We start from the raw sequence: 16,200 nt of genomic DNA, 5'->3' as shown, positions 1-16,200 counted from the left end.
CTGCCCACCACCAGCCGACAGAGGAAATGCGTGCTAATAATTCTCACTGCGCTGTTTGTGACCGCTCTTTTATGCCCACTGATATTCAGGGCCCTGAAGCGTAACGGTTTCTACGTTGTGGCGGTCGTTCCTGCAGTGGGATTCATTTGGTTGCTGACCCGCATGCCTGCGGTGCTTTCCGCTGACAATTCACTGGCCAATGGTGCGCCGAATGCGCCGCCATCAGTTCAGATGGAATGGATTCCCGGGCTGAACATCGCCCTGAATTTCCGCATGGATTCCTTGGCCGCGACAATCCTGCTGCTGATCCTGGGCGTGGGCGCGCTGGTGCTGTTCTATTGCGCCCGCTACTTCAAGAATGATGATCCGCAGATCGGCGGCTTCGCGGCGAAGATGGTAGCTTTCGCCGGGGCCATGACCGGCCTGGTGACGGCAGATGACATCATCATCATGTTCATTTTCTGGGAAATCACCAGTGTCCTTTCCTACTTGCTGATCGGTTTCAGCCAGGCCCTGATCACCGCGCGCCGTTCGGCCATGAACGCGCTGATCATCACGACCCTCGGCGGTCTGGTGATGCTCGCCGGCATCCTGATGCTCGGCGCGGCGGCCGGCAGCTACCAGCTGTCGGAAATCCTGGCGTCAGCCGATGCGCTGGTGGCGATGGGGACCTTCACCGATGTTGCGGTGGCACTGATCATCGTTGGGGCGATCTCCAAGTCGGCCCTGGTGCCCTTCCACTTCTGGCTGCCCGGGGCCATGGCGGCCCCGACTCCGGTCTCCGCGTACCTGCACGCGGCGGCCATGGTCAAGGCCGGCGTCTACCTGATCGCGCGCCTGGCCCCCGGCTTTGCCGAGACCGCGCTGTGGGCACCCATGACCGTCGGCATCGGCATTCTGACCATGCTCATCGGAGGATACCGGGCGCTCAAGCAATACGACCTCAAGCTGATCCTCGCGTTCGGCACGGTCTCGCAACTGGGCTTCATCATCGCGGTCTTCGGCTTCGGCACCCACGAAGCCGCCTTCGCGGCACTGGCCATGACGCTGGCGCACGGACTGTTCAAGGCGACGCTGTTCTTGAGCGTGGGCATCATCGACCACAACACCGGTACGCGTGATATCCGCAAGCTCACCGGTTTGGGCCGGGTCATGCCGATCCTGGCCACGACCACCGGCATTGCCGCCGCCTCCATGGCCGGCGTGCCGCTGCTGTTCGGCTTTGTCGCCAAGGAAGCTATCTACGAGGCAGTCCTGCACCTGGATACCGGGTGGTCGCTGGCGGCGCTCATCGGCCTCCTGCTCGGCGCGGCGCTGACCATGGCCTATTCGCTGCGCTTCTTCTTCGGCGCGTTCGGCGTGAAGAAGAAGAAGCTGCCTGCGCTGCAGTGCAAGGCCCCGACGCTGATCTTCCTGGCCCCCTTGCTGGTTCTGTCGGCGGCAACGCTGTTCCTGGGGCTCTACCCGCAGCTGGTGGAGCCGTTGGCCATCCACTGGTCGGCCGCGCAGGGCGGACCGGGCAAGATGCACTTGCTGCCCTTCGCCGGCTTCAACGCGGCCCTCGGGCTGAGTGCCATTTCCGTGGGCCTGGGCCTCTGCTTCTTCTGGCTGCGCCACCGCACCGACACCGGCGCCCCGCTGCGCCGGATGATCACCTCAGCCGAGGAAATCTATCGCATGTCGGTGAACGTGCTGGACAAGGTGGCCATTTGGATCACCGGTCGCACCCAGCGTGGTTCGCTGTCCTTTTACCTGGGCGTCATCCTGGCCGTGGTACTGGTGATTCCGCTGGCCATCGCGCTGACCGTCTACACCCCGTGGCCGACGAACTGGATCATTGCCGACCATCCGGCGCAGCTGCTGATCGGTGCGGTGATCATCGCCGGTGCGGTGGTTGCCATTACCGCGCCGAAGCGCTTCATGGCGGTGCTGATGGTTTCGGTAACCGGCTATGGCATGGTCGCGATCTTCGCCCTGCAAGGTGCCCCCGACCTGGCACTGACCCAGCTGCTGGTGGAGACCATCGTGCTGGTCTCCTTCGTGCTCGCCCTGCGTGCCTTGCCCAAGCGGCTGTGGGTAGGACTGACCAAGATCAAATGGGGCCGGGCGATCCTGGCGATCTCACTGGCCTTGACGGTCGTCTACATCGCCATCGCGATGATGGCCGCGCGCACCGAGGCACGCATTTCCCTGGCTTGGCCCGATCTGGCCTACTACGACGGATTCGGCAAGAACATCGTCAACGTGGCCCTGGTGGATATGCGCGTGTGGGATACCTTCGGCGAAATTACCGTGCTGGCGGCGGCAGCCACCGGTGTGGCGTCGCTGATCTTCGCCGGACGAAGCTTCGGCAACCGGGTACGCGCCCACCACGTGGCTCCGGGCAGCATCGACGCCGGCTCCGAAGCCATCGGCACCAAGGACTCGAAGGAAACCGAACTGCGCATCGCCCGGCGTTTCGCTTCCAGCTCCAACCAGGACTGGCTCATGGCCGGCAACACGCTCGTCGCTGAACGCCGCTCGATTATTTTCGAAGTTGTCACCCGGCTGATGTTCCACACCGTGCTGATCATGTCGGTGTACACGCTGCTGACCGGGCACAACACCCCAGGCGGCGGCTTTGCCGGCGGGCTGATTGCCGGTTTGGCGCTGACCATCCGCTACCTGGCCGGAGGCCGCGTGGAACTGTCCGAGTCGATGCGCATCGCTCCGGGCATGCTGATTGGCGGCGGCATTGCGCTGGCCGGCCTGGCCGGCATCGTGCCGCTGCTGCTGGGCGATGGAATCTTCACCACTTATGCCCTGGAATTCTGGTTCTTCGGCGAGCATAAGTTCGTTTCCTCAACGATTTTCGATATTGGAGTGTATCTGGTGGTCCTTGGCCTCGTGCAGGATGTGCTGCGTTCCCTGGGCAGCGAAATCGATTCGCTGTCCGAAGGCCGCAGCCCGGTGGACCGCCACGATGAAATCCAGGCATCACGGACAGGAGTTGGCCGATGAGCGTGAATATCACCTTCCTCGTCGTCACCGGCGTGCTGCTGGCTGCCGGCTTCTACCTTGTGCTCGAACGCACACTGACCCGCGTGCTGCTGGGCATCATGCTGCTGGGCAACGGCATCAACCTGCTGCTCCTCACCAGTGGCGGCCGCAAGGGAGCGGCACCGCTGTTCAACCCCGACCTGCCTGCGGACGAGTATTCCGATCCGCTGCCGCAGGCGCTGATCCTCACAGCGATCGTGATTACCTTCGCGGTGACCGCGTTCCTGCTCGCGATGATCTACCGGTCCTGGACCTTGACCAGCGCCGATGAGCTCACCGATGACACCGAAGATATCAAGGTGTCCCAGAAGACCGCCTACGACGAGGAAGAGGACTCGCCGGTAGCTGAGGACACGACCGAATTCGTCGATGAAGAAGGCCGCCCAGTGCGCGAGGGGGAAGAGTGAATTTCCTGGATCTAGCCCCGTTGGCTGTGGTGCTGCCGATCTTCGGCGCCGGTGCCGCGTTCCTGGCCCGCCGCCAGGTCCGCATGCAGCGCCTGATCACTATCGGCATCCTCACCCTGACCCTGGTGCTCGAAGCCGGGATGCTCGCCGCCGTGTGGGGCGGGGAAAGCTACGCCATCCACATTGGCGGCTGGGACTCGCCTTTCGGCATCGCGCTGATGGTCGACGGGTTCAGCTCGTTCATGCTGCTGGTATCCACGGTTGTTTCGCTCGCCGTGCTGCTCTTCGCCACCAGCCAGGGCCTGGCCGATGGCGATGAGCCCGGACCGGTGTCGATTTTCCATCCGGCCTACCTGATCCTGCTCGCCGGCGTGTCCAACGCCTTCCTGGCAGCCGACCTCTTCAACCTGTATGTCGGATTCGAAATCCTGCTCACCGCCAGCTATGTGCTGCTGACTCTGGGCGGCACCGCTGAACGCATCCGCGCCGGCACCACCTATGTGGTGGTATCGGTGGTCTCCTCGGTGATCTTCCTGATGGCCATCGCGATGATCTACGCGGCCACCGGCACGGTGAACATGGCAGACCTCGCGGTGAAGCTGCCTGAATTGGGCCAGGGCCCGCAGCTGATCCTGCATGTGCTGCTGCTGATCGCCTTCGGCATCAAGGCCGCGGTCTTCCCGCTGTCGCTGTGGCTTCCGGACTCCTACCCGACCGCGCCGGCACCGGTCACCGCTGTGTTCGCCGGGCTGCTGACCAAGGTGGGCGTCTACGCGATCGTCCGCACCGAAACCCTGCTCTTCCCGGGCGGCTCGGTCAACGCCGGCCTGCTGGTGGTGTCCGCGCTGACCATGGTCATCGGCATCCTCGGTGCGCTGGCGCAGACGGACTTCAAGCGCATGCTCTCCTTCACGCTGACCAGCCACATCGGCTACCTGATCTTCGGCGTGGCAGTGGGCGGGCCGCTGGCCATCGCCGCGACCATCTACTATGTCGGCCACCACATCATCGTGCAGACCTCGCTGTTCATGGTGGCGGGCCTGATCGAACGCCGTGCCGGCAGCTCGAATGTCACCCGGCTCGGTTCGCTGGCCAAGCTGTCCCCGGCGCTCTCCCTGCTCTTCTTCATCCCGGCCATCAACCTGGGCGGCATCCCGCCATTCTCCGGGTTCCTGGGCAAGTTCGGGCTGCTGCATGCTGCCGCGCAGGACGCCGACCCGCTGACCTGGGTCGTGATCGGCGCCGGGCTGCTGACCAGCCTGCTGACCCTGCTGGCGATCATCCGCGTGTGGGCCCGCGTGTTCTGGCGCCGTGCCGCCGATGCCGAGGTGCCAAACCAGGAGCTGGTGGCCGAAGCGACGCAGGTCGCCGACGAGACGCTGGCCGGCGGCGCGCAGAACCCGCGCCTGGGCTTGAAGCTGGCCAAGCAGTTGGAAGCCGACTCCTTGCCCTGGGGCATGCGCTATGCCACCGGTTCGCTGGTGCTGGCGGGCATCGCCCTGACCGTCTTTGCCGGGCCGATCTTCGAATTCTGCGAGCGGGTGGCCGCTGAGCTGATCGCACGCGAACCATATATCAGCTCGATCTTGCCATTCTGATTGGAGGGATGATGCCGAACAAGAACTTTGAACCGCGCGACCAGCGCATCGATGATGCGCTGGATACCTCCGGCGTGCGCCACCGTGCGACACTCAAGCAGGAGTGGCCGCTCCTGCTGCTGCTGCTCTTCGTCTGGGGCGCCCTCTGGCAGGACTTCTCGCTGGCGAACATGATCTTCGGGGCGGTCATTGCCCTGGTGATCGTGAACCTGTTCCCGCTGCCGCCGGTAGTCCTTTCGGGCCGGATCAACCTCTGGTACTGCGTGAAGCTGTTCATCTGGTTCCTCGGACAGGTTGTCGCGGCCAGCGTCCACGTGGCCTGGCTGGCGGTGGCACGCGGAAAGAGCACCCGCAGCGCGATCATCGCCGTCCCGCTGCGCACCGGCTCGGACCTGATCGTGATGACCGTGGGCCACATGCTCACGCTGATCCCCGGATCCTTCGTGATCGACGTGGACCGCAGCTCCTCGACCCTGTACCTGCACTACATCAACATCCAGTCTCAGGAGGATGTGGAGAAGGCACGGGCAGCTATCCGGGACATCGAACGCCGGCTGATCATGGCCATCGGCAGCCGTGACGAGTACGAGGCGATCAAGAGCGAATGCGGACCGGACTTCGTCGCGAGGAAGGGATAAACATGCTGGATATCGTCATCTGGATCTGCGGCATCATGCTCGGGCTGGGCGCCATCGCCTGCCTGATCCGGGTTGCCAAGGGGCCATCAATCCTTGACAGGGTGCTTGCCCTGGACGTGATGCTGCTGATCATCTCCGCCGCCCTGTGCCTGGAGATGGTGCTGCACGAGCACACCGACTACATGCTGTTCGTGGTTGCCGCGTGCATGCTCGGCTTCATCGGCTCTGTGACCGTCTCGCGCTTCGTCTCGGATCAGAGGAATGCCTAATGGAACTCTTCCTCGATATCCTCGTCGCCATCCTGCTGATCCTCGGCTGCCTGATGTCCTTGATCGCAGGCATCGGCTTGCTGACCTTCCCGGACATGCTCACCCGCATGCATGCGGCCACCAAGCCGCAGGTGCTCGGCTTCCTGCTGATCTTCGCCGGGTTGGCCATCTACCTGCGCAGCTGGGCGGTCATCCCGGTCCTCGCGTTGGCTTGGGGCATGCAGCTGCTGACAGCGCCGGTTTCCGCCCACATGATCGGCCGTTCCGGCTACCGCACCAAGCACGCGGCCAAGGAAACCCTGTTCTCCGATGAGCTCAGCCTTGTGGTCAACAGGGTCAATGGCTCACCGCCCACCGGAGCAACACCGATGTCCAAGGCCGAAGGGCCAGAGGACAAGTAATGCGAAAAGAGCGGGAGCAGTTCAGCTGAACTGCTCCCGCTCTCGGCTTGCCGCCGAAGCCTATTTGGTGAACTTGGCAACAACCTTGTTGGCGCTGCGGTCGGCCACGGTCTGCATGATCGCTGCCACCAGGGCCGAGACGATCGCGAAGCCCAATGCGCGGCGGAAGGACGCTTCAGCCGCTTCCTCGGTGCCCTTGCGTGGCGCCTTGCTGCCGGTTGCCTTCAACCAAATGAAATCAACCAGCTTACCACCGAGCATGCCCGCGCCAACGGTGATGCCGGTAGTGACAAGTTTCTGCACTTTATCCATTTTTTCCTCGCGATCAAGCTCGTGACACATCGTTCCTCTGCCCAGCATACCTGCGGTATGGTGGGGGAGCAGTAATTATTCCGACAGGGGAGCGTCAGACTTCTACGAAGTCGCAGGACGCTGAGAGTGCGATGGATCGCAGACCCTCGAACCTGCCCCGGCTAGTACCGGCGAAGGAAGTCGAGCATCTCGGATGCGGATAGGCGCAGCATGCCCTCATTCCGTGCATCCCCCCTCCTTTCCACAGGAGGACCAACAATGAACGAAACAATTTCGAAGCATCGTACCGGCTGGCGTGTCGTCGATATCGTCGTGGCATCGGTGATCGCCGTGGCTTCAGGAGTCATTTTCTGGGCATGGAGTGCCGGCTACGGCCTGTTTTCGCTGGCCTTCGCGGCTTTCCCTCCAGCTACCGCGCTGCTCACCGGCATGTGGCTGTTCCCCGCGGTGCTCGGCGCATTGATTATCCGCAAGCCTGGCGCCGCGATCTACTGCGAGATGCTGGCCGCCGTGGTTGAAGCGCTGCTCGGCTCGCACTACGGGTTGACCGTGCTGATCTCCGGCCTGGTCCAGGGCCTGGGCGCGGAGCTGGTCTTCGCGGCATTCCGCTACCGCAAGTGGAACCTGGGCGTGGCACTTCTGGCAGGCCTGTCCTCCGGCCTGTTCGCCGGCGTTACCGAGGCATACATCCTGGCCTACTACGTCGAGTACACCGCCGGGATGAAGATCTTCCACGTGATCGCCACCGGAGTTTCCGGTCTGGTCATCGCCGGGCTGCTGTCCTGGCTGGCCACGCGCGGACTGGCGAAGACCGGTGCCCTGAGCGCACTGGCGAGCCGGCGTGCGCACCTGGAAACCGCAAAATGAGTTCAGTTGCCAATTCCGATGCCGCCTCGCTGACCCAGCGCGGAGCGTCAATCACCGCAACTGGTTTCGGCTGGCAGCACTCGGAGCGGCAGGAACCTGCCATCTCGGGGCTGGATCTGCAGATCCACGCCGGTGAAAAGGTGCTGTTGCTCGGTCCATCCGGTGCCGGCAAGTCGACGTTGCTGCATGCAATGGCCGGGCTGCTGGAAGCCGATGAGGATCAGCAGCTTGCCGGACAGCTGCTGATTGATGGCAACGATGCGTTCAGCCGGAGCCACCCGGTGGGCTTGATGCAGCAGGACCCGGAAACCCAGGTCGTGCAAAGCAGGGTCGCCGATGATGTGGCCTTCGGAGCGGAGAACCTCGGGATGGATCCGGGCGTGATCCGCCAGCGGATCCCCGAAGTGCTGGACGCGGTCGGATTGGGCGCGCTGTCCTTCGACCACCGCACCCAGCAGCTCTCCGGCGGGCAGAAGCAGCGCTTGGCCCTGGCTGGCATCCTGGCCATGGAACCCGGCCTCATGCTGCTCGATGAACCGACCGCCAACGTGGACCCGCAGAGCATCGGGCCGTTGCGCGATGCGGTGCTGAACGCCGCGAAGCTATCCGGTGCCACGCTGGTTGTGGTCGAGCATCGGCTCGAAGCCTGGGCAGAGCATATGGACCGGGTTATCGTGCTGGAACCGGGCGGGGGAGTCGCGCACGACCTGGATCCGCGTCAGCTGTACACCGAAGAACCCGTGCGCCAGGAGCTGGCTGCCGCCGGGCTATGGGTTCCCGGATATGTTCCGCAGGTGGCACCGGCCGAGAACCTTGCCGGAGCTATGCTGCTTGAAGCGCGGCAGCTGGTCTGCGCCCGCACGGCTACCGCGCCGCATACCCAGGCGGTGGATATGGAAGTGCAGGCGGGCACCGCCACGGTGATTCTCGGCGAGAACGGCGCCGGCAAATCGACGCTGGCCCTGGCCTTGGGCGGTTTGCTGGCCCCGGCCAGCGGTGAGCTGACGGCCACCGCGCAACTGGCCGACGGCCTGGGCAATTCCCCGTTTGCTTGGAAAGCCGGTGCACTGATCGGGCGGATCGGCTCGGTCTTCCAGGAGCCCGAACACCAGTTCGTGACGCAGAGCGTCCGCGAAGAGCTGGCTTTCGCACCCAGCCGTGCGCAGGCGAGCAGCGCCAACGCGCCGAAGTACGACCCGGCCCAGGTCCAGGCGCGCGTCGATGCGTTGCTTGAACGCTTGGGGTTGGCGCATTTGGCTGAGGCGAATCCGTTCACGCTCTCCGGCGGAGAGAAGCGCCGGCTGTCCGTGGCCACCGTTTTGGCAGCCGCGCCAGAGGTGCTGATCCTCGATGAGCCGACATTCGGGCAGGATGCGAACACCTGGCGGGAGCTGGCCGGGTTACTGGTCGAAGAGCTGCAGCAGGGCACTGCGATCATTGCAGTCACCCACGATGAGCATTTTGCCTCGGTGCTCCAGGCCAATCAGCTGGTGCTCGCTTCCGGCACCCCGGATGCTGATGCCCCGCGCCAAGGGCCGGTGCTCGATGCGCCGGTAGGGCACAGCTGGCTGGCGAAGATCAATCCGCTGGCCAAGCTGGGTGCGGTGGCCGCGGCAACGCTGCCGCTGATCACCACCTTGGATTGGGTCTCGGCACTGGTGATTATCCTGGCGACCGTGGTGTTCTTCCCGCTGGCCGGGCTGAGCCTGCTGAAATTCCTCAAGCGTGCGTGGCCGTTGCTGCTTGCCGGGATCTTCGCGGCCTGGGGCATTGCCCTGGTGGGCCAGGACAGCGGCATGGTGTACGCGCAATTCGGCGCCTTCAGCATCACCGAGGGATCGGTAGCCGGCGGCATAGCCACCGGACTGCGCGCCTTCGCACTGGCCATCCCGTGCATCTTGCTGCTGGCCACCACGAACCCCAGCGATTTGGGCGGGGCGCTGTCCCAGCAGCTGAAGGTCCCGCACCGGTTTGTGCTCGGGGCGCTGGCAGGCATGCGATTGCTTGGGCTGATGGTGGAAGAATTCACCACGCTCACCCTGGCCCGGCGTGCTCGCGGTGTCGGAAACTTCGGCACCGTGGGCCAGCGTATCAGGGCAACCCTCGGCCAGGTGCTGGCGTTGCTGGTGCAGGCGATACGCCGCGCCGGACGGCTGGCAACCACGATGGAGGCCAAGGGGTTCGGCACGGCCAAGCGCACCTGGATTCGCACGGCCACCTTCACCTGGCGTGATGGCATGGTGCTGGCAACCGGAATCCTGCTTGGCACGGCCGCCATGGCTGCGGCCGTGCTGGCAGGGACCTACAACCTGGTGTGGTCCTAGCGGATTGCGTCGCTCAGGGCGCTGAGCTCCTCATGGAGCTCGGCGTCCAGCCGCAATGGCTTGGCATCGATGGTGCGCACCGGGGTGAGCAGGCGGATCGATGACACCAGCCACACGCCGTCGGCCTGGTACAGGTCCTCAGGGCGAAGCGGGCCATAGCCCAGCTCCCAGCCGTCCTGCGCCGCGGCATCGAAGATCGCGCTTTGCGTGGTGCCTGGCAGAATGCCGGTTTCCAGCATCGGGGTGAGCAGCCGCTTGGTCTCGCCATCGCGCTGGGCAACCAGCACGGTCGAGGTCGGAGCTTCGAGGATGATGCCGTCAGCCGAAGTGAAGATGACGTCATGGGCGCCGTGCTTGTGCGCGTAGCGCAGGGCGGCCATGTTGATCGAATAGGAGAGGGTCTTGGCGCCCATCATGAGCCATGGTGCGCGTTCGGCGAGCTTCGAGTCGTAGCCGCGGTCCAGCAGCAGGACATCCACGCCGGTTTCGCGCTGTTCCTTGCCCAGCGCCGGTGCCGGGGTGACGGTGACCCAGCAAATGGTGGGATCGCTGTCGTGCTCGCCGCGTGCAGCAACCAGCTTCACCACGGCCTCTTCGGCGCCGCCGGTGGCGTCGAAGTCGGCAACCGCGGTGTCGACCGCGGCATACCAGCTGCGCGAATCGGGGATGGCCAGGTCTGCAACTTCAGCAGAGATTGCCAACCGTGCCAGATGCGCTTCGAATTTGCGGACGGCCTGGTTGGTGTAGAGCATCGATTCGAAGATGCCATCACCTCGCGTGACTCCCTGTGCGGTGACCAGAAGTTGCGGTGCGGTGATATCGGCAAGACGTCCAGCCGGATAGGCAGGATCCAAGAATACAAGTGAGCTCATAAAGACAGATTATCGAACCCCAGCGTCTTCTGCGTGATTTCTGCGGGCGGAGATTCAGACAAGCAGGGGATTGTTCGATAAGCTAAGCGAAGGATTTTGGCCTGTATATCGCAGATCAGAGGCCGAAATGCCAACTTCGAGTGTATAGCCAAAGGGGGTGCCTACGTGTGGCCAAGCAATGAAGTCTTCTTGCAGATCGGCGGCGTTCTCTGGAGCGTGCTGGTGGCGATCGAGCTAGCGGTCCGCTACTTCATGATCGGGATCGTTCCGGGCAACCGGCGCCCCACCACCGCAATGGCATGGCTCTTGGCCATCTTCTTCCTGCCCGTGGTGGGACTTGTCGCCTATTGGCTTTTCGCCAACCCGCGTCTGTCGCGCAGCCGGCTGGAAAAGCAGCGCCGGGCCCATGATGAAATCATGAAGGCCACGAGCCACATGCAGCTGCCCGAAGAGTTCCATTCCCAGGAGGAATGGGTCGAATCGGCGGTCATGCTCAATCGCAACCTCGGTGCCATGCCGCTGGAAGGCGGAAACCAGGTTGAGGTCCTCTCCGATTATCGTGCCTCGCTTGACGCGATGCGCGTGGAAATCGAAAAGGCCACCCGCTATGTTCATATCCAGTTCTACATCATGGGCGATGACCCGGATTATGTTGGACCGGTACTCGATGCGCTGGAAGCGGCAGCGGATCGCGGCGTGCACGTCCGCTTGCTCTTCGACCACTTGGGAACCTTGCGCGTAAAGGGCTACAAGGATTTCAAGAAGCGCCTGAAGAAGTCCAATATCAACTGGCGCCCGATGCTGCCCATCGACCTGATTGGCCGTCGTTGGCGACGTCCGGATCTGCGCAACCACCGCAAGATCCTGGTGGTTGACGGCGAGGTGGCTTTCACCGGGAGCCAGAACCTGATCGAACCTGGCTACAAGCGCGAGTCCGCCCACAAGGTTGGCCGCGAATGGGTTGAGATGATGTTGCGCGTCGAAGGCCCGCTGGTGCGCAGCCTGGACGTCACCTTCGCTACCGACTGGTGGCAGGAGGACGACGACCAGGAAGTGCTGATGGACATGGCTGAGGCTCGCCACCCGCTGGCCTACGAGGAACGCCCGGGCTCCACCCTGGCGCAGCTGCTGCCCAGCGGCCCAGGCTACGGGACCGAGAACAACCTGCGGCTGTTCAATACGCTGATCTATTCGGCTTCCGAACGTCTGGAGATCACCAGTCCCTACTTCGTTCCCGACGATTCGTTGCTCTACGCCATCACAACTGCCGCACAGCGCGGGGTGGAAGTCGAGTTGTATGTTTGCGAAGAAGGCGACCAGTTCCTGGTGCACCATGCACAGCAGTCGTATTACCAGCAGCTGCTGGAAGCCGGCGTGCGCATCCACCGGTACCCGGCTCCCATGGTGCTGCATACCAAGTGCTTCACCGTGGATAACGAGGTGGCGGTGGTGGGATCCTCGAATATGGATATGCGTTCGTTTAGCCTGAACATGGAAATATCCGTGATGCTGCTGGGCCAGGAAATGGTCGATGCGGTCAACCAGGTGCAGAACCACTATCGGGATATTTCTTCGGAGATCACCCTGTCGCAGTGGCGTCGCCGGCCGCGCATGCAACGTTGGATCGACAACGTCGCACGCCTGACGGCCACCTTGCAGTGACGCGTAGCGCTTAGGATTCGTCCGGGAAGCTGGCCCCCAGCGCCTGGAGCACACCACGGGATTTGGTGATGACCTCGTCCCATTCGTCGGCGGGTACCGAATCTGCGGTAATCGCTCCGCCCAAGCCCAAGCTCAAGCGCCATGACTGGTCAGCCAGCTGGTCGCATACCAGGGTGCGGATCACCACTGAGAAGTCGGCAGCGCCATCAGCACCCAAATAGCCCACCGCCCCTGAGTACAGTCCGCGGGCACGATGGTCTTCCAGCTCATCCAGGATATTCATTGTGGACAGCTTCGGTGCACCGGTCATGGAACCGGGAGGGAACGCTTCACGCAGGGCCTCGGCGGCCAAGCGCGGGGAGGACAGCGTGGCGTCGATGGTCGAGACCATCTGGTGCACCGTCGCATAGGATTCCACCGCGCACAGCCGGGCTACCTTCACCGAACCGGGAACCGCATGGTGCGACAGGTCGTTGCGCAGCAGGTCGACGATCATGATGTTCTCGGCCCGGTCCTTGGGATGCGTAGCCAAATCATGCTTCAAAGCGAGATCCGATTCTTCATTCTCGCCGCGCGGACGGGTGCCCTTGATCGGCTCGGCCCGCAGCTGCCCGTCCTTGGACAGCGCGAGGAAGCGTTCCGGCGACATGCTGGCGATCTGCAGATTGGCGAAGCGCAGGTAGTGGGCAAAGGGTGCCGGGCTGGAGCGGCGCATGCGGCAATAGGCTTCGAATGGATCGAACTGTTCGGCATGGGCGGTCAACTCGGTGGTCAGGCACACTTCGTAGGTGTTGCCTTCATAGATCTCCCGTTGAGCTTTGCGGATCTTGTGCTTGTATCCGGTTGCAGTATCCGCGCAGCTGAATTCCGGGATGGGCAATTCCCGCCCGCTGCGCAGTTCTGGCGGGTTGCCCAATAGCATGCTCACTGCCGCTGCGGGCTCGGCAATGCTGTGCAGATGCATCTGCTCTTGGTGATGGTCGATGACCACCACGGTGTCCGGCGCGAAGAACTGGGCATCCGGGCGTACCCGTCCGGGTTCAACCACAGCCTGCAGATCTGCGGCGCCGACCTCGCGTTTCAGCTCATACCCGAGATACCCCACCCATGCGGGCAACGGATAGCCGGTTTTCGCATCGATAGGCGAGCCAGGCCAGCAGCCAGCCAGGGCGCGGAAGAAATCTTTGCCCAGCCGTACTTCCGCGCCGGGCAGTCGGATGCTCGTGCCGTGGCTGGTAGCGCTCAGCAACGGCGGCTGCTGAGCAGTGGAGAGAGCAAGCACCGAATAGCGATTGCGTCCCAATGGGTCGCTGAGCTTGTGGCTTGTCGATTCCAATAACGCGGCATGCGGAAGGGCAGCGGCCAGTTGCTCGAAAAGCGAGGCCGCATCATCTGGCGCCTCGTAGCTCTGGCGGAATTCCAGGACGCTGGGAGCCGTGTTGGGGCCTGCGCACCGCTGGCGTATTCCGGCGGGCAGGTATCGGCAGGCCAGTGCCCAGATTTGCATGGGATCGCGGTCGCTGGTGGCGTCCATCACCAGGTCGGCCGCGTGGTGCGGGTTATGGGCCTTCAGGTACCGATCTTCCTGCTCGGCCCACATGTCCCAGTACGGGCGGTAGGTCTCGCCGTCGCGGGCCAGCGCCCGGTCGCGGCGGCAGTTTTCCGGGGCCTCAAGCCAGATTCCGAGGTCGAGGTACTTCCGGGCTGCGACATGGAGCGCGCCGACGCCTTCAACGACAACGATCTCGGCAGGCGAGAAGTTGCTGGATCGGCCGAGGGTACTCGATTCCCAATCCCAGGTGGGGTATGCAGCGGTGATCCCTGCTGCCAGCTGCGGCAGGATCCGTTCATACAGCTCGAAGGAACTGTGCAGTCCATCCCAACCGTGGTACAGGTCTTCAAGGCGCAAAATAGCTACGGAGGCGGTGGCTTCCAAGTATTCCGCTAGGTCTGTTGCAAAGGTGCTTTTGCCGGATCCGGAACGCCCGTCAATGGCAATAAGTGTCGGTCTAGCGGTTTCCACGAGAGGTGATATTACTCCGCACGTAATCTACAAGGGCAGGCAGGGAAGCAGAAATGAGTTTCCAGGTCTCGCGGAAATCTCCCGCGTCACCGTACCAAGGGTCGTAAATGCCCTGCTGGTCGTGCGGGGAGCTCGCGGTTCCCGGATCGAAGGAACGGAACATCCTCAGCTGCGGGCGTTCGCTCGGATCGATCTCGGCCAATTCGGGAACGAGATCCTCGAAGTGGTCGGTGTCCATTGCCAGGACAAGATTCATCTTGGCAATTTCGTCCGAGTCGATCTGGGCGGCAATGTGCTCAGCAGCATCAAGCCCATGGCTGCGCAGCGTACTGGCGGCCCGCTCATCGATGCGCTTGCCGACTTCGCCGTCGGTGATGGCTCGCGAAATGACCTCCACCTGCGAGACTTCGGCGTCCTTGAGCGCATTCTTGAGCATGTACTCGGCCATGGGGGAACGGCAGATATTTCCCGTGCACACGATCATTATCCGGAACATGGCATCAGTCTATGGGCACAAGGCGATTCGATCGATAGCTACGCGCCCGTTTCCCGGCAACAAAACGGCAACGATTCGGTGCGCAGGGCCATGAATGGGTTACGACTAGGGGTTCGAGACGGCTTTGGGGGAGAAAAATTAGTGGATCAGCAACAGCAGCGCGGCGACCAGGATGAATAGGATGCCGAAGAGGATGTTCAGCAGCTTGGCACCCCGGTAGGTGGCGGTGAAGCGCTGGAAGGTACGGGCGGTGCCGGCAAAGAAGAAGAACATCACCAGGATGTCCACCACGATGACCGTGCCGATGAAGATGGCGTATTGGGGCAGCAAAGGCTGATCGGTCCGGATGAACTGCGGGGTGAATGCCAGGAAGAAAACGATGGCTTTCGGATTAAGCAAGTTGACCAGGATTCCGCGGTTGAGCATTGCCCAGCGTGTCAGGCGGTGCCCGGTGCTGGTCCCGTCAGAGGCTACTTCCGGTTTGGAGAGCATCATGCGGATGCCCAGATAGACCAGGTAGGCGGCGCCGGCGTAGCGGATGATGCTAAAGAGCAGCGGGGAACTGGCTACCAGCAGTCCCACTCCTGCCGCGACAATGACCACATGGATCAGCAAAGCGATCTGTTGCCCGATGACACCCCAGATGGATGCACGCCAGCCTTGGCGCATCGAGTTGCTCATCGTGTTTATTGCTCCGGCGCCGGGAGTGAAGCTGATGATGATGCAGGCGCTGAGCAGGGAAATCCAAAGTGAAAGTGTCACCTGATGATGTTAGTACCCGGCTATGGCGCGGCTGGTTTGGTCGCACGCTGTGTTACGACTTCTTCGCGGGCGCTGTCCACACCGGCGACGGCTTCGGCCATGAATTTACTGATGACTTGCAGCTGTTCTTCGTCATATCCGCTGAGGATGTCGAGCATCTTGATCCCCAGCGGCATGAACATTTCCCTGCCCTTGGTGCGGGCCTTGGAGGTCATGGCGATGCGGATGACGCGGCGGTCGCGGTCAGAGCGCTGGCGCTCGATCATGCCCAGCTTTTCCAGACGGTCCAGCATCGCGGTAGTGGCCGGTGAACTCAGCTGCAGCTCGCGACTCAGATCACGCGGGGAGGGCAGCAGGCCGCGTTGCTCGTAGTTAATAATGATGGACAGCGCATTCATATCGGTTCGGTGGGTCCCGTAGATTGCTCCAGTGGATTCAACGTAGCGGTCCGAGGCTTGGCCGAATTCCTGCAGGAGCCTAACCACGTGATGGTGTTCTCGTGCGCTCATAATCGTAATCGTAGCTGGAAA

General features: G+C 62.8%; 15 protein-coding genes and 1 riboswitch. Of the genes, 9 read left to right on the top strand and 6 right to left on the bottom strand.

What is annotated here, in order from left to right:
- Positions 1–30: 30 nt before the first annotated feature.
- From JOE62_RS13680 to mnhG, 6 genes are read left to right on the top strand one after another with little or no spacing between them, the layout of a single operon-like run.
- Positions 31–3,000, top strand: a complete 2,970-nt coding sequence (locus JOE62_RS13680; protein WP_204722762.1) for a Na+/H+ antiporter subunit A — start codon at positions 31–33, stop codon at positions 2,998–3,000.
- Positions 2,997–3,446, top strand: coding sequence for a Na(+)/H(+) antiporter subunit C (locus JOE62_RS13675; protein ID WP_204722761.1), 450 nt, complete (start codon positions 2,997–2,999; stop codon positions 3,444–3,446). Before JOE62_RS13680 ends, JOE62_RS13675 begins: the two co-directional genes overlap by 4 nt.
- Entirely contained in the window at positions 3,443–5,044 is a 1,602-nt protein-coding gene (locus JOE62_RS13670) for a Na+/H+ antiporter subunit D (protein ID WP_038991742.1), read from the top strand. Before JOE62_RS13675 ends, JOE62_RS13670 begins: the two co-directional genes overlap by 4 nt.
- 11 nt (positions 5,045–5,055) lie before the next feature.
- Positions 5,056–5,682, top strand: a complete 627-nt coding sequence (locus JOE62_RS13665) for a Na+/H+ antiporter subunit E (RefSeq protein WP_338085797.1) — start codon at positions 5,056–5,058, stop codon at positions 5,680–5,682.
- 2 nt (positions 5,683–5,684) lie between these two features.
- Positions 5,685–5,951 (top strand): MrpF/PhaF family protein, encoded by a 267-nt coding sequence (locus JOE62_RS13660; protein WP_204722759.1) that lies wholly within the window; start codon positions 5,685–5,687, stop codon positions 5,949–5,951.
- Entirely contained in the window at positions 5,951–6,352 is a 402-nt protein-coding gene (gene mnhG, locus JOE62_RS13655; protein WP_204722758.1) for a monovalent cation/H(+) antiporter subunit G, read from the top strand. Before JOE62_RS13660 ends, mnhG begins: the two co-directional genes overlap by 1 nt.
- 60 nt (positions 6,353–6,412) lie before the next feature.
- Here mnhG and JOE62_RS13650 read toward each other — a convergent pair whose 3' ends face one another.
- On the bottom strand, positions 6,413–6,664 hold the full coding sequence (locus JOE62_RS13650; RefSeq protein WP_038991737.1) for a DUF4235 domain-containing protein: 252 nt from the start codon (positions 6,662–6,664) through the stop codon (positions 6,413–6,415).
- Between the two features lie 75 nt (positions 6,665–6,739).
- A riboswitch (TPP riboswitch) is annotated at positions 6,740–6,860 on the top strand.
- A gap of 62 nt (positions 6,861–6,922) precedes the next feature.
- Between JOE62_RS13650 and JOE62_RS13645 the strand changes: the two genes are divergently transcribed.
- Both JOE62_RS13645 and JOE62_RS13640 read left to right on the top strand, forming a co-directional pair.
- Complete coding sequence (locus JOE62_RS13645; protein WP_204722757.1) at positions 6,923–7,531, top strand: ECF transporter S component; 609 nt, start codon at positions 6,923–6,925, stop codon at positions 7,529–7,531.
- Positions 7,528–9,855, top strand: a complete 2,328-nt coding sequence (locus tag JOE62_RS13640; RefSeq protein WP_204722756.1) for an ATP-binding cassette domain-containing protein — start codon at positions 7,528–7,530, stop codon at positions 9,853–9,855. Before JOE62_RS13645 ends, JOE62_RS13640 begins: the two co-directional genes overlap by 4 nt.
- Here the strand turns inward: JOE62_RS13640 and JOE62_RS13635 are convergent.
- Entirely contained in the window at positions 9,852–10,727 is an 876-nt protein-coding gene (locus JOE62_RS13635; RefSeq protein ID WP_204722755.1) for an aminodeoxychorismate lyase, read from the bottom strand. The genes JOE62_RS13640 and JOE62_RS13635 overlap by 4 nt on opposite strands.
- Before the next feature lie 165 nt (positions 10,728–10,892).
- On the opposite strand from JOE62_RS13635, the gene cls reads away from it, so the two are divergent.
- Positions 10,893–12,389 carry a cardiolipin synthase gene (cls, locus tag JOE62_RS13630; protein WP_269088443.1) on the top strand — a complete coding sequence of 499 codons (1,497 nt, stop codon included), beginning with the start codon at positions 10,893–10,895 and terminating at the stop codon, positions 12,387–12,389.
- 10 nt (positions 12,390–12,399) lie between these two features.
- Here the strand turns inward: cls and JOE62_RS13625 are convergent, their stop codons facing one another.
- The 4 genes from JOE62_RS13625 to JOE62_RS13610 all read right to left on the bottom strand — a co-directional run bounded on the left by JOE62_RS13625 (position 12,400) and on the right by JOE62_RS13610 (position 16,179).
- Complete coding sequence (locus JOE62_RS13625; RefSeq protein WP_338085796.1) at positions 12,400–14,412, bottom strand: chorismate-binding protein; 2,013 nt, start codon at positions 14,410–14,412, stop codon at positions 12,400–12,402.
- On the bottom strand, positions 14,399–14,908 hold the full coding sequence (locus tag JOE62_RS13620) for a low molecular weight protein-tyrosine-phosphatase (RefSeq protein WP_204722754.1): 510 nt from the start codon (positions 14,906–14,908) through the stop codon (positions 14,399–14,401). Before JOE62_RS13620 ends, JOE62_RS13625 begins: the two co-directional genes overlap by 14 nt.
- A 138-nt stretch (positions 14,909–15,046) precedes the next feature.
- A complete protein-coding gene (locus JOE62_RS13615; RefSeq protein WP_204722753.1) occupies positions 15,047–15,670 on the bottom strand; it encodes a LysE family transporter in 624 nt (207 codons plus the stop codon).
- A gap of 20 nt (positions 15,671–15,690) precedes the next feature.
- Positions 15,691–16,179: a MarR family winged helix-turn-helix transcriptional regulator gene (locus JOE62_RS13610; protein ID WP_128471257.1), complete on the bottom strand. Its 489-nt coding sequence runs from the start codon at positions 16,177–16,179 to the stop codon at positions 15,691–15,693.
- Positions 16,180–16,200: the final 21 nt, after the last annotated feature.

The sequence above is a fragment of the Glutamicibacter nicotianae genome (genome assembly GCF_016907615.1).
Taxonomy (GTDB): domain Bacteria; phylum Actinomycetota; class Actinomycetes; order Actinomycetales; family Micrococcaceae; genus Glutamicibacter; species Glutamicibacter nicotianae.
This window is presented reverse-complemented; position numbering and strand designations above follow the sequence as displayed.